A 12,538-nucleotide genomic window follows, 5' to 3' on the forward strand; every position below is an offset into this window, starting at 1 on the left:
ATGCGTCGCGCCCTGCTGTTCGTCCTCGCCGTGCTCACCTTGCCGGCGCAGGCCCTGGAGCTCAAGCCCTTCTCCGCCAGCTACACCGCCGACTGGAAGCAGCTGCCCGTCAGCGGCACCGCCGAGCGTAGCCTCAAGCGCCAAGATGAGGGGCGCTGGCTGCTCAACTTCGAAGCCGCCATGCTGGTCGCCAGCCTCACCGAGGAAAGCACCTTCCGCATCGAGAATGACACCTTCCTACCGCTGACCTACCACTACGACCGTAGCGGCCTGGGTAAAGGCAAACAAGTCGAGTTCGATTTCGACTGGACCGCGAAGCAAATCATCGGCACCGATCGCGGCGAGCAAGTCTCTCAGCCACTCAACCGTGGTCTGCAGGACAAATCGACCTATCAACTGGTGCTCCAGCATGATGTGGCCGCCGGCAAAAAGAGCATGAGCTACCAAGTCATCGACGGCGACGAGATCGAAACCTACGACTTCCGCGTGCTGGGCGAAGAGACCGTTCGCACCAAGGCCGGCTTGGTCGACGCGATCAAAGTCGAGCGCGTGCGTGACCCGACCCAGAGCAGCCGCAAAACCGTGCTCTGGTTCGCCAAGGATTGGGACTACCTGCTGGTGCGCCTGCATCAAGTGGAAAAGGACGGCAAGGAATACCAGATCATGCTTAAGGACGGCTCGGTGGACGGCAAGCCGGTCCAGGGCCGCAGCGAATAATCCTCAAGATCGAGTAGGAGGCGGGGTCACCCCCGCCCGCCCTCTCACCGTACGCACGGTTCCGTATGCGGCGGTTCCTGCCTACTGACAGATAGCATCAGCAAGCTTGGTTCCCTGCGAGGTGTCGTCTGCGATATCTAAGCACCTAGACCGGCTCTCAGAGCTTCCGGCTCCCACCTCCTGATGGTCTCGACGGCCCAACAGAGATCACCTCCGACTGTCCACTCATGGCAGGTTCGGCCCTTCATTACTCCGGTTTCGAGCAACTACTACGGCTTCGGTTTCCTTCAGACTCGCGGTCACCCGCAACACCCTTGCCGTTCGGCTAACACGTCCCCTTGCCGGGCGTGCAGAGGACTTTCACCTTCAAGTCACCAGCCTAGCCACCACTGCCAAGCTGGTTGCGCTTGCGCGCAACGCGCCATGCCTGGCGCACATAAAAAAAAAGGCCCGTCACGAGACGGGCCCAAAGCCCGCTCCTGGGTAGGAGCGGGCGTAGCTGTCAGTTTTAAGCCAAGTCGCGGGCCGCCACTACCGGCTGCGAACCGCCGCTGGCCAGCTCGCTTTGCAGGGTGTCTTCGTCCAGTTGCTTGCACCACTTGGCGACCACCACGGTGGCCACACCGTTGCCGATCAGGTTGGTCAGCGCGCGGGCCTCGGACATGAAGCGGTCGATGCCGAGGATCAGCGCCAGACCCGCCACCGGCAGAGTGCCGACCGCGGAGAGGGTCGCCGCCAGCACGATAAAGCCACTGCCGGTGATGCCGGCGGCGCCCTTGGAGGCGATCAGCAGCACCGCCAGCAGGGTCAACTGATCGACCAGGCCCATCGGCGTGTCGGTGGCCTGGGCGATAAAGACCGCGGCCATGGTCAGGTAGATCGAGGTGCCGTCCAGGTTGAAGGAGTAGCCGGTGGGGATCACCAGGCCGACCACCGACTTGTTGCAGCCGAGCTTCTCCAGCTTGGTCAGCATGCGCGGCAGGGCCGACTCGGAAGAGGAAGTGCCGAGCACGATCAGCAGCTCTTCGCGGATGTACTTGATAAAGCGCAGGACGCTGAAGCCGTGAGCGCGGGCGATACCGCCTAGCACCACCAGGATGAAGAACACGCAGGTGATGTAGAAGCAGGCCATCAGCTGGCCGAGTTGTACCAGCGAGCCGACGCCGTACTTACCGATGGTGAAGGCCATGGCGCCGAAGGCACCGATGGGCGCGACCTTCATGATCATGTTGATGATGTTGAACATCACCTGGGAGATGCGCTCGATAAACTCCAGCACCGGCCTGCCGTAATCGCCCATGCGATGCAGGGCGTAGCCGAACATCACGGAGAAGAACAGCACCTGGAGGATCTCGCCGGCGGCGAAGGCGCCGACCACGGTGCTCGGGATCACGTTGAGCAGGAAGGCGACGGTGCTCTGCTGTGCGCCGGTCTCAACAAAGCCGGCGATGCCGCTGGCGTTCAGGGTGGAGACGTCGATGTGCATGCCGGCTCCCGGCTGCACCAGGTTGACCACCACCAGGCCGATCACCAGGGCGATGGTGCTCACGATCTCGAAATACAGCAGCGCCAGCCCGCCGGTCTTGCCCACGGCCTTCATGCTCTGCATGCCGGCGATGCCGCTGACCACGGTACAGAAGATGATCGGCGCGATGGCCATCTTGATCAGCTTGACGAAGCCATCGCCGAGCGGCTTCATCGCCGCGCCGGTCTCCGGATAGAAATGGCCGAGGACGATACCGATGGCGATGGCCACCAGCACCTGAACATAGAGGCTCTTGTACAGCGGTTTGCGGGTCATGGCAGGTTCCTCGTGGGCAGCGGTGCCGCATCATTCCTCGATGCGCGCGCTGCCAAAGCGCTAACCCTCCTGCACTGGAGGGATTTGTTGTTTGCCTGCCGACTACACAGGTCTACAGCGCCTATCGCAAAGGCCATGCCAGCCTTATAAATTCAGATAAAACCCTTTAAATACATACACTTGACTTAAATCATCGCTCTCGAAAGCAGATCAACTTGGCGGATTCCCGCCCATTGCCTGGCGGATATCCCCCAGCCTTTCGCGCACCACTGGCCTCCACGCGCCTCATCCTCATGGGCGCTTGTCCCCACCGCACGGCATGCTTACCATCGGCCAGCCTTTTTCCATGAGCCCGTCCCATGCGCGAACGCACCATTGCCAGCCATTTCGTCCGTGCCGCCCTGCGGGGCGCCGAACGGCATGGTCAGGATTGTTCGTCTATCTTGCGGCAGCTGAACATCCAGCCGGCCCTGCTGGAGGAGCCGCGCGCGCGCATCGCCCCGGAACAATTCGCCCGTTTGATGCAGCTGCTTTGGGAGACGCTGGACGACGAGTACATGGGCTTTGGCAGCGCGCCAAGCAAGCGCGGCACCTTCGCCATGATGTGCCACGCCATCATCCATTGCCGCACGCTGGACAAGGCCCTGAGCCGCGGCACCCTGTTCTACAGCCTGTTTCAGGGCGCACCGCGTATCAGTCTGAGCCGCGAAGGCGAATGGGCACGGCTGACAGTGGACGACTCGACCCTGTGGGACCCGGATCACTTCCTGGTGGAGAGCCTGTTGGTGATCTGGCACCGCCTCGCCAGTTGGCTGATCGGCCAGCGTATCCGCCTGGAGGAGGCCAGCTTCGCCTACTCCGAACCCGAGCACAATGCCGAGTACGACCTGCTCTTCCCCAACCCCCGGCGCTTCGCCGCTGACAGCACCAGCCTGCTGTTTCAGGCTCGCTACCTGAGCATGCCGCTGCTCCAGGACGAGCGCACCCTCAAACACTTTCTCGAACACTCGCCCGCCGATCTGCTCGCCCGCCCGGACGGCGGCGACAGCCTGATCAGCCAGATCCGCCGCCTGCTCGGGCGTGACTGCAGCAGTTGGCCGGATCTGGAGGCAGTCGCCAAACAGCTGCACATGAGCCCACAAACCCTGCGTCGGCATTTGCGCGAGGAAGGTTCGAGCTTTCAGGAGTTGAAGGATCAACTGCGCCGCGACCTGGCGATCTACCACCTGGGGCGCGACGATCTGCCGATTCAGGAGATTGCCGAACAGCTCGGTTTCTCCGAGCCCTCGGCCTTTCACCGGGCGTTCAAGAAGTGGACCGGGCTGACACCCGGCGCCTATCGCGCGCAGGAGCACTGAACACCCCCGAGCTAGCCTTGAGGTCGAGCAGCAACGGCCCGGCCTCGATAGTCGATTGAGTGAAGCCCAAGAAGCGCCACAGCAGTGAATTCAGGCGCACCTCCAACTCCTCGAACTGAAAGGGTTTAACCACGTAGTCGTGCCATCCTGCACGCCGTGCGTGGCGGTTTAACCCGCTGGCGCTTGCTCACCTTTGACTGAGCTTTAGCGGCTGCGGCCTAATGCGCATTCGCGGGTGAGTGAGTACACGCCCGTCCGCAATCACCCTTCTGTAACTACCAGAGTGTCGCCATGCCCGTTCAACCCCTTCCTCCCGCTAGCGGGCGCGCGAGCACCCTGCACTTGCCGGCGGGTAACTGGTCGACCGTGCTGGATTGCCTGTGTGCGCACTTCACGGCGATCAGCCGCGAGACCTGGCTCGAGCGGATGGCGCGCGGCCGCGTGCTGGATATGCAGGGCACGGCCATCGGCCCCCAGCAGCGCTATCAAGAGGGGCTGCGTATCCGCTATTTCCGCGAGGTGGCGGATGAAGTGCCGATCCCTTTCGTCGAATCCGTGCTGTATGCCGACGAGCATCTGGTGGTGGCGGACAAACCGCACTTCCTGCCGGTCACACCGGCCGGCGAATACGTGGAAGAGACCCTGCTGGCACGGCTCAGCCGGCGGCTCGACAACCCCCATCTGGTGCCCTTGCACCGCATCGACCGGCTGACGGCCGGGTTAGTCCTATTCTCGGCCAACCCGGAAAGCCGCTCGCGCTATCAGGGCTTGTTTCTCCAGCGGCAGATCAGCAAGCGCTACCAAGCCATTGCCCCGGCGCTGCCTGCCGTGGCTTTCCCCCACGTGCGCAGCACCCGCCTGGCGGCCGGCGAGCCGTTCTTTCTGATGCAGGAAGTGCCCGGCACGCCGAACAGCGAAACCCGTATCGAAGTCTGCGAACGCAACGGCGAGTATTGGCGTTACGCCCTGTATCCGATCACGGGGAAAAAGCACCAGTTGCGCCTGCACATGGCCGCACTCGGCGCGGGCATCTGCAACGACCCCTTCTATCCACAGCTGACGGAGCAGGCCGTCGATGATTACGCGCGACCGCTAAAGCTGCTGGCACAGAGCCTGACCTTTGCCGATCCGCTGAGCGGTGCCGAACGCCACTTCGAGAGCCGACTCAGCTTGAGTTGGTGAGCGCAGGCGTATTTGCAGTAGGCGGCGCAGAGGCTTTAGCGCTGCCGCAATGGAACCAGCAGCGCCGACAGTCCGTTATGGTCGATCTCCTGCATCAGTGCCAAGAGACGACCAATCTCGCCGTTCGGAAAGCCTTCGCGGGCAAACCAGTTGAGATAATGCCCGGGCAAATCGGCAATCAAGCGCCCCTTGTATTTGCCGTAGGGCATGGCGCGGGTAACCAGGAGCAGGAGGTCTTCGGGGTTCATCGTATCCTTGCCTTCGACGCGGTTTAAGCCGGCTAAAGTTCGCCGTTAAACATTCGCCGTTAAATAACAGGTGACAGCGCGCATTGTGCCAAAGCTTGCACGCCTGGGCAGCTTGCGCCCGCGCTTATCTAGCCATTTTGCTGCGCTTGCTCGCTTGATCGCCGTCTTAGTAGCAATAGCACCAACGCCGCCAACGAGAACGCCGCGCCAGCATAGAAAGCCGTTGAAGCGCCATGACTCTGCCAAAGCCAGCCGGCAATAGCGCTGGCCAACAACAGGGCTATGCCACTCAGCAGATTGAAGATTCCAAAAGCCGTACCCTTGAGCTCGCGAGGGCTCGTGTCGGCCACCAGAGCCGCCAATATGCCCTGGCTAAAGCCCATATGCAGCCCCCACAGGGCGACGCCGAGCAGAACCATGGCAACCGATTCGGCGTAAGCCAACACCAGATCGGCAAGGAGCAGGAACAGCAAGCCGGCACTCAGTAAGGTTGATCGACTGATGTGATCCGACCATTTCCCCACCGGGTAGGCCGACAGCGTGTAGACGGCGGCCATCACGACCATGACCATCGGTACCCAAGTGACGGCAAGCCCCAACTGCTGCGCACGCAACAGCAGAAACGCTTCGCTGAAGCGCGCCAGGGTGAAGATCGCACCGATCGCCACGACCCACCAATAGGCGCTGGGGAAGTGCCGCAGTGAGTTCAGGCGGATCGGCGAACGAAAGTGCCGATGAGGCGTTGCCGGTTTCGCTTCGCTGACACCAATCAAGAGCAGACCGACAGCCAGTAGTGCCGGCATGACTGCAAACCACAGCACCAGCGGAATGTCGTCGTTAAACAACAACATCAGCACGATGGCCAGCGCCGGGCCGAGCAAGGCGCCAACCGTATCCATGGACTGACGCAAGCCGAAGCAGGCCCCACGGATCGCTGCCGGGGCCACATCGGCGACTAGCGCATCGCGTGGGGCACCGCGGATACCTTTGCCGATCCGGTCCAGAAACCGCGCGGTGAAGACCATCTCTGCCGAGGTGGCGAGGGGGAACAATGGCTTGGTCAACGCGGCCAAGCCGTAGCCGAGCAAGAGCAAACCTTTGCGTCGCCCGAGGTAGTCACTGATCGTCCCAGAGAAGACCTTGACGATCAGCGCGGTAGCCTCGGCCACGCCCTCGATCAGCCCAACAGTCAACATGCTCGCGCCTAGTGTCCCGACCAGGAATACCGGCAACAGGCTGTGGACCAGCTCCGAAGACAAGTCCATAAACAGGCTGACAAACCCCAGCGCCCATACCGTGCGCGGAATCTCGTGGGTAGATGTGGCGTTAAGCACTTACCCGGCTCCTGGTGGGCTGTATGGGTTAGTAGCCTAGTCACTTAGCCCAACGGGGTGCCACAGAAGTGAGAATTGTTGATCGCTCCCAGGCTCCAGCGTGGGAGCGTAGCCCTGGACGCTCCGTCCAATCACATCCAGCAAGCCGGGCGCAGAGCCTCCCCGGAAAACTTCCCACGCGGAAACAGGGGGAGCATCTAAGTGCTAGTGGATAGAAGATTGACGGGTATCGCTGCGCTTAACCCATCCTACGGGCTGGGCCTATACCCAGGATCAGCTTTGACTCTTATATAGCAGGGAAGCAATATGCGTTTGATCATCATTCTTTTGGTCGCCGCCTTTCTAACTGGCTGCGCCATGATTCCCTACGAAACCCAAGAGGCCAAATGGCAAGCGCAAAGATGCGAGTCGTAGTATTGGGTGGGCTCGGTAACTTTGGCGCCCGTATCTGCCGAAGCCTTTCGCTGGATGTGGGCGTAGAAGTAATAGCCGCAGGCAGAAGTGTCGCCACCTCAGATAAACATATCTTCGAGCAAGGGCAGACTGTTAGCACTGCAAGGCTTGATATCGACTCTCCCGACCTTGAGCAGCAATTGATCAGGCTGAGCCCCGATATTGTCATCCATTGTGCCGGTCCTTTTCAGTCTCAAGACTATCGCGTCGCTGAAGCAAGCTGTGCTGCCGGGGCTCACTACGTCGACATCTCGGATGGGCGAGCCTTTGTTTCCAGTTTTGCCCATAGCCTAAATGATAAAGCCCTGGCAGCGGGGGTCTGCGCTATCTCTGGCGCCAGCAGTGTTCCAGGTCTCTCTTCGGCAGTAGTCGACAGCCTTGCAAAGCGTTTTTCGCGCATCGACGCAATCAGCATTGCTATTGCCCCTGGCCAGCAAGCGCCCCGAGGTACGGCTACGCTCGCGGCTGTGTTCAGTTACGCCGGCAGGCCATTTCAACGCCTACATAACGGGCACTGGAGTGCTTCCCATGGATGGCAGGATATGCGTGCCATTCGGTTTTCTCGGTTAGGCGTGCGCTGGGCCGCTGCGTGCGACGTGCCGGATCTGGAGCTCTTTCCCGCTCGCTATCCGTCGGTGAAAACCGTTGAGTTCAGGGCCGCTCTTGAGCTGCGGACTCAGCACCTGGCTCTCTGGCTCGCAGCGGCCATGCGCAGGGTGGGTATACCGCTGCCTATTGAAAGATATGCTTCACAACTCAATTCAATCGCCAACAATTTTCTGGATCGTTATGGAAGTGATTGCGGCGGGATGATGGTCAAGATATCCGGAACTCGACTCGACGGCACACCGGGTAACTGTACCTGGCATCTGACCGCTCCCGACAGGCACGGCCCGGAAATCCCCTGTATGGCTGCACTGCTCGTCACCCGCAAGCTTGTGAAAAGCGAGTTGAACCTGACGGGCGCCTTCGCCTGCACAGGACTGCTCGAACTCGATGAGTTCGAGCCAGAGTTTCGCCGCTGGGGGATTACCACCGAAATAGAGGAGTCCAGCTAATGGCTCAGCGTCGCCTCTTACTCAGGATGCCCGCCTCAGCTGAGGCAGCCTTCGAGGCATTTCACAATCATGCAATAAGACTCAAATGGGACACGTTGCTATCCGTTGCCTATGTCGAAGGTGGCGGTACTCACCCCTATGTCGGTGCCATTACCACAAACCGAGGCCGTGGCTGGAAGCGCTATCTTGCGATGCGAACGCGTTTCGTCAATTACGCCCCTCCGCGGATCGCAGCAGCGGTGATACAGGAGCCTGTCGGTCTGTTCGAACTATGGGCGGCCTCAATGCGTCATCGTGATCTGAACGATGGGACATCTGAGCTGATCTACACCTTCAATATCAGGTTGCGCCCACGCTGGCTCGGCTACTTCCTCGACTCAATCGCCATCAAGGTGTTTGAAATCGAAACACGACGGCGCTTCGCTGCAATGGCGAGGTATCTGGAAGCAAACCAAAAAGCTGGGTGACAGGCTCATTGATACATATGTCTCTGTAAGCGGTGGAGTCCTCCGAGCCAATGAGCAAGTCGTCATTGGTTCCAAACGACTCATTGCAGTCATTCAGAGGTATCTATAGATGCCGTGGCGATTCAACTTGTCCAGGATTGCGGCTTTACGCTAAACCAAATAGCGCGATCTCTGAGCTCGTTCCACCCCGATCAACTTCGCGGCTGAAGTCGATCGGGCGACGACTATTCTGCCGCTTGGGCTGTGCCGGTTTGGCGAAGTTGCAGGTTTCTTTGTTTTTTGTAGTTCTTGGCCGCTTTAGGCACTGGGCTGCTTTTACCGGTTTCCATCCAGCGGCGTAGGCGATTGGCATCGGCAAAATGGGTGTACTTGCCAAATGCATCCAGTACCACCAAGGCCACAGGGCGGTTCGCTATTACCGTGCGCATGACCAAACAATGGCCCGCCTCATCAGTAAAGCCAGTCTTGGTCAGCTGAATATCCCAATTGGCTTTATAGATCAAACGATTGGTGTTGCGGAAACCGAGTGTGTAATTGGGTTTACGGAAATAAACAGTTTTACCGGGGGTGGTGCTCAGTTCGCTGATCAGCGGATATTGTTTCGTGGTAATTAGTAATAGGGTCAAGTCTCTGGCGGTGGATACATTGTTGAAGGAAAGGCCTGTCGGCTCAACAAAGCGGGTGCTGTTCATGCCAAGTGACTTGGCTTTAGCGTTCATCGCCGCCACAAACGCGGCATGACCGCCGGGGTAATGGTGCGCCAGGCTCGCAGCCGCACGGTTTTCGGATGACATCAGTGCCAGCAGTAACATTTCTTTGCGGCTAAGTTGGCTGTTGACTCGCACACGGGAGAAAACGCCCTTCAATTCCTTAGTGTCGCTAATGGCTACGGATAGTGTTTCATCGAGTGGCTGTTTTGCATCCAGCAGCACCACGGCCGTCATGAGTTTGGTAATTGAGGCGATGGGCACGATCACATCCGGGTTACTGGCATAAAGCACTTTGTCGCTTTGCAGATCCACCAGCATGGCACTGCCTGAGGCGAGTTCCAACTTGGACGGATCCCAAACAGCTACAGTTTTTTCACGAGCATCAGAGCCCGCCGCGAATACAACGCTGGTATATAAAAAAAACAAACTAACTATCGAAAGACGGATTTTCACAAACATTATTCACTGAATTAAATGGTTTAACGGTAAAGACCGGGCTGATTTATCAACAACCCCATATTTTATGAGCATATTCTGCGCACTGTCGACTCTTCTTCCCTGCTCCGTGCGAGCCGACCATAGGGCCTCACAACCGGGGCAGCATGCCGAGTTAAAGCGTGCGCGCTCGCCAACCGGCGAACAGGAAGAGTGCCGCCAACACCGCCAGCAGCGGCAACCAGCCCGCGTGTTCCCAGACATAACCAGCGCCGTAACCCACCACACTGGAGCCCAGGTAATACGCGCAGAGATAGAGCGCCGAGGCCTGCGCCTTGGCGCCTTTGGCGCGTTGGCCGACTTGGCCGCTGGCCACCGCATGGGCGGCGAAAAAACCCAAGGTGAAGAAGGCTAAGCCGAGTACCGCAGCACTCAGCCAAGGCGTGGCACACAAGGCCACACTGAACAGCATGATGCCGATAGCGCCCTGCATGACTTGCCGCGCGCCGATGCGTGGCACCAAACGCCCGGCCCAACCGGCGCCGAAAATGCCGACCAGATAGACGCCGAACAGCAAGCCGATCACCGTCGACGACAAGCCGAACGGCGGCGCCGCCAGGCGAAAGCCAACGTAGTTGAACAACGCCACAAAGCCGCCCATCAACAGGAAGGCCTGCAAGAACAAACGCTCAGCTGGCCTGTCTACTCGGCGCTATTAATAGCCACCTTTAGCCTGGGCCTGGATGCGGCATTAGATAAAGTGGCTGGGTGGTTGACGGTTTTTGCCCTCCCATCCGGCCCGCCGACCCAATGCTTTTTGGGCATATGGTCATTCAATGATGTTCTTAAACAGGACCTTGAACCCAGGTCTACCCGCCAGCATGTTAATTAATGTCGCGACTTGGGGTCTCGGTCTTGAGCACCGCAACCGTGTCTATGGTCAATTCACCAAAGGAGGTTTGCGATGTACGAATCCCTTCTGAATTTTCCCGACAGTCCGTTCGCCGAGTTCGAACGTATGCAACGCGAATTGCAGCAAGCGTTTGGCAATGCGGGCCGGCCAGGCAGTATTCGCGCGCTTGCCAGCGGCGCATTTCCGCCAATCAACGTCGGCAGCACGTCAACGGCTATCGAAATCTATGCCTTCGCCCCGGGTATTGACCCGACAACACTGGATGTCCAGATCTACCACGGCCTGCTGTCGATTTCCGGCGAGCGCGCCAGCCCGGACAACGGCGAAAAGCTCTCGGTCTATGCCAACGAACGCTTTGCCGGCCGCTTCAAGCGTACCGTGAGCCTGTCTGAGGATGCCGATCCCGATAAGGTCGAGGCGCATTACCGCGATGGGGTGCTGCATATCACGGTGGCGCGACACGAGTCGGCCCAACCCAAGCGCATTGCGATCCAGTAAGCGCATCCGTCTTGAGGGAGGAAACCACTATGAACGACAAGCCACCAGTGACCAGAACCGAACGCAAGGAAGACACCCCAACGCTGCTGCCGCGGGTGGATGTGTACGAGGACAACGACGGCATTCTGCTCGTCGCCGATCTGCCGGGTGTGCCTAAGGACAAACTCGAATTGCGGGTCGAAAGCGACACGCTGCAGATCGAGGGTGACATCGCCCCGGATACCCCGGAAAACATGGAGGCGGTCTATGCCGAGGTGCGGGTAGCGCGCTATAGCCGGGCCTTCAGCCTGAGCGCCGAGCTGGATACGGCGCGGATCGATGCCCAGTTTCGCGATGGCGTGCTGAAGCTGCGCATTCCGAAGCATGCCCACGCGCAACCGCGGAAAATCGAAGTGAAAACGGCGTGAACTGCATGACCGACCGAGCCAGCGGAGGCGACTCGGTCGGCCGATCTAAGGAGGCCACTCCATGAATAAGCTTTCAGAGTTTAAGCTTTCAGAATTGAAGCACGAACTGGAAGAAACCTGGCACTCGCTCGGCGAAGGCTGGCGGCATCTGCGTGATCGAACCAACGGTGCGCTGACCCGCTTCAGCCCTTCGGCCAAGGCGACGGAACCCGCGCCTTCACCCGCCGAGTTGCAGTTTCCCCCGGCGGGCTGGGCGCTGCTGGCCGGTGACCTGTTCGAGGACACCGACAAGTTCGTCGTGCGCCTTGAAGCGCCCGGCCTCGACAAGCAGGACTTCGATCTCGAGGTGCGCAGCGATGTATTGATCGTGCGCGGCGAGAAGCGCTATGCGCAAGAGTCCGCCGCAGGTCGCTATCGGGTCCGTCAGTGCGCCTTCGGCAGCTTCCATCGCACCATTGCGCTGCCGGTACCGGTGGTTGCCGACAAGGCCTCAGCCAACTATCGCAACGGTGTACTGCGCATCGAACTGCCCAAGGCCGAACACGCCGGCGGTCGGCGCATCGAGGTCAGACCCGGCTAGATCCGGGCAGACCTCACGGCGTCTCGCCAACGGCCGGAGCGGGCGTCAGGCATAGCCCGCCGTACATTCAACGCGGATGATCCCTGAAGCAAGAGCGGCGCCTTAACGGCCGCCACACTCGATGCACCGTGCGGAATGGGGATGATCCCGCTCGGTGCATTCTTCTGTTTTAGCGGCTGGCTTGCGGTAAAACCCATCATCGGTTTCCGAACGCCCCAGCCAAACAGGGCGGCGCACCTCTATTAATCGCACTCTGTAGCCCTGGCCTGAATACGACCGCAGCTAGGGGATTGCTTGCCGCGCCTACAACACCGAAAAAAGCGCAAAAAAAAAACGGGAGCCCATCCAGGCTCCCGCACTCAAACTCAGAGACAAAT

General features: G+C 59.7%; 12 protein-coding genes and 2 pseudogenes. 8 read left to right on the forward strand and 6 right to left on the reverse strand.

What is annotated here, in order from left to right; genetic code table 11:
• On the forward strand, positions 1 to 717 hold the full coding sequence (locus tag FFS12_RS09575) for a DUF3108 domain-containing protein (protein ID WP_137886624.1): 717 nt from the start codon (positions 1 to 3) through the stop codon (positions 715 to 717).
• A gap of 508 nt (positions 718 to 1,225) precedes the next feature.
• On the opposite strand, the gene FFS12_RS09580 is transcribed toward FFS12_RS09575, so the two are convergent.
• Complete coding sequence (locus tag FFS12_RS09580) at positions 1,226 to 2,518, reverse strand: dicarboxylate/amino acid:cation symporter (protein ID WP_137886625.1); 1,293 nt, start codon at positions 2,516 to 2,518, stop codon at positions 1,226 to 1,228.
• 359 nt (positions 2,519 to 2,877) lie between these two features.
• Between FFS12_RS09580 and FFS12_RS09585 the strand changes: the two genes are divergently transcribed.
• Positions 2,878 to 3,876 (forward strand): AraC family transcriptional regulator, encoded by a 999-nt coding sequence (locus tag FFS12_RS09585; protein ID WP_137886626.1) that lies wholly within the window; start codon positions 2,878 to 2,880, stop codon positions 3,874 to 3,876.
• 19 nt (positions 3,877 to 3,895) lie between these two features.
• Here the strand turns inward: FFS12_RS09585 and FFS12_RS09590 are convergent.
• Positions 3,896 to 4,027, reverse strand: a pseudogene (locus FFS12_RS09590) (DNA-binding response regulator); the annotation flags it as partial.
• Between the two features lie 140 nt (positions 4,028 to 4,167).
• On the opposite strand from FFS12_RS09590, the gene FFS12_RS09595 reads away from it, so the two are divergent.
• On the forward strand, positions 4,168 to 5,058 hold the full coding sequence (locus FFS12_RS09595) for an RluA family pseudouridine synthase (RefSeq protein ID WP_137886627.1): 891 nt from the start codon (positions 4,168 to 4,170) through the stop codon (positions 5,056 to 5,058).
• Positions 5,059 to 5,093: 35 nt separating this feature from the next.
• On the opposite strand, the gene FFS12_RS09600 is transcribed toward FFS12_RS09595, so the two are convergent.
• Both FFS12_RS09600 and FFS12_RS09605 read right to left on the reverse strand, forming a co-directional pair.
• Positions 5,094 to 5,306 (reverse strand): DUF3820 family protein, encoded by a 213-nt coding sequence (locus tag FFS12_RS09600; protein ID WP_137886628.1) that lies wholly within the window; start codon positions 5,304 to 5,306, stop codon positions 5,094 to 5,096.
• 128 nt (positions 5,307 to 5,434) lie between these two features.
• Positions 5,435 to 6,640: an MFS transporter gene (locus FFS12_RS09605; RefSeq protein ID WP_256657348.1), complete on the reverse strand. Its 1,206-nt coding sequence runs from the start codon at positions 6,638 to 6,640 to the stop codon at positions 5,435 to 5,437.
• Positions 6,641 to 7,026: 386 nt separating this feature from the next.
• Here FFS12_RS09605 and FFS12_RS09610 point away from each other — a divergent pair, with 386 nt between their 5' ends.
• Together FFS12_RS09610 and FFS12_RS09615 are read left to right on the forward strand one after the other, a co-directional pair.
• Positions 7,027 to 8,151: a saccharopine dehydrogenase family protein gene (locus FFS12_RS09610; protein WP_256657350.1), complete on the forward strand. Its 1,125-nt coding sequence runs from the start codon at positions 7,027 to 7,029 to the stop codon at positions 8,149 to 8,151.
• On the forward strand, positions 8,151 to 8,618 hold the full coding sequence (locus FFS12_RS09615; RefSeq protein WP_137886629.1) for an SRPBCC family protein: 468 nt from the start codon (positions 8,151 to 8,153) through the stop codon (positions 8,616 to 8,618). Before FFS12_RS09610 ends, FFS12_RS09615 begins: the two co-directional genes overlap by 1 nt.
• A gap of 224 nt (positions 8,619 to 8,842) precedes the next feature.
• Here the strand turns inward: FFS12_RS09615 and pbpG are convergent, their stop codons facing one another.
• The gene (gene pbpG, locus FFS12_RS09620) at positions 8,843 to 9,781 is read right to left on the reverse strand and encodes a D-alanyl-D-alanine endopeptidase (RefSeq protein ID WP_218568970.1); all 939 of its coding nucleotides are present in this window, start codon (positions 9,779 to 9,781) and stop codon (positions 8,843 to 8,845) included.
• A gap of 157 nt (positions 9,782 to 9,938) precedes the next feature.
• Positions 9,939 to 10,448 (reverse strand): annotated as a pseudogene (locus tag FFS12_RS09625) (MFS transporter); the annotation flags it as partial.
• A 279-nt stretch (positions 10,449 to 10,727) separates the two neighbouring features.
• Between FFS12_RS09625 and FFS12_RS09630 the strand changes: the two are divergent.
• The 3 genes from FFS12_RS09630 to FFS12_RS09640 all read left to right on the forward strand — a co-directional run bounded on the left by FFS12_RS09630 (position 10,728) and on the right by FFS12_RS09640 (position 12,161).
• The gene (locus tag FFS12_RS09630) at positions 10,728 to 11,174 is read left to right on the forward strand and encodes an Hsp20/alpha crystallin family protein (RefSeq protein WP_137886631.1); all 447 of its coding nucleotides are present in this window, start codon (positions 10,728 to 10,730) and stop codon (positions 11,172 to 11,174) included.
• A gap of 29 nt (positions 11,175 to 11,203) precedes the next feature.
• Entirely contained in the window at positions 11,204 to 11,581 is a 378-nt protein-coding gene (locus tag FFS12_RS09635) for an Hsp20/alpha crystallin family protein (RefSeq protein ID WP_137886632.1), read from the forward strand.
• 61 nt (positions 11,582 to 11,642) lie between these two features.
• Entirely contained in the window at positions 11,643 to 12,161 is a 519-nt protein-coding gene (locus FFS12_RS09640; protein ID WP_137886633.1) for an Hsp20/alpha crystallin family protein, read from the forward strand.
• Positions 12,162 to 12,538: the final 377 nt, after the last annotated feature.

Source organism: Pseudomonas sp. 2FE, assembly GCF_005503735.1.
Classification (GTDB): Bacteria; Pseudomonadota; Gammaproteobacteria; order Pseudomonadales; family Pseudomonadaceae; genus Aquipseudomonas.

What these genes read in the sequence shown, in the direction of transcription:
- FFS12_RS09595 (WP_137886627.1), top strand. Translation starts at nt 4,168, where the DNA reads ATGCCCGTTCAACCCCTTCCTCCCGCTAGCGGGCGCGCGAGCACCCTG.
- FFS12_RS09580 (WP_137886625.1), bottom strand. Translation starts at nt 2,518, where the DNA reads ATGACCCGCAAACCGCTGTACAAGAGCCTCTATGTTCAGGTGCTGGTG.
- FFS12_RS09585 (WP_137886626.1), top strand. Translation starts at nt 2,878, where the DNA reads ATGCGCGAACGCACCATTGCCAGCCATTTCGTCCGTGCCGCCCTGCGG.
- FFS12_RS09630 (WP_137886631.1), top strand. Translation starts at nt 10,728, where the DNA reads ATGTACGAATCCCTTCTGAATTTTCCCGACAGTCCGTTCGCCGAGTTC.
- FFS12_RS09600 (WP_137886628.1), bottom strand. Translation starts at nt 5,306, where the DNA reads ATGAACCCCGAAGACCTCCTGCTCCTGGTTACCCGCGCCATGCCCTAC.
- FFS12_RS09575 (WP_137886624.1), top strand. Translation starts at nt 1, where the DNA reads ATGCGTCGCGCCCTGCTGTTCGTCCTCGCCGTGCTCACCTTGCCGGCG.
- FFS12_RS09610 (WP_256657350.1), top strand. Translation starts at nt 7,027, where the DNA reads ATGGCAAGCGCAAAGATGCGAGTCGTAGTATTGGGTGGGCTCGGTAAC.
- FFS12_RS09635 (WP_137886632.1), top strand. Translation starts at nt 11,204, where the DNA reads ATGAACGACAAGCCACCAGTGACCAGAACCGAACGCAAGGAAGACACC.
- FFS12_RS09640 (WP_137886633.1), top strand. Translation starts at nt 11,643, where the DNA reads ATGAATAAGCTTTCAGAGTTTAAGCTTTCAGAATTGAAGCACGAACTG.
- FFS12_RS09615 (WP_137886629.1), top strand. Translation starts at nt 8,151, where the DNA reads ATGGCTCAGCGTCGCCTCTTACTCAGGATGCCCGCCTCAGCTGAGGCA.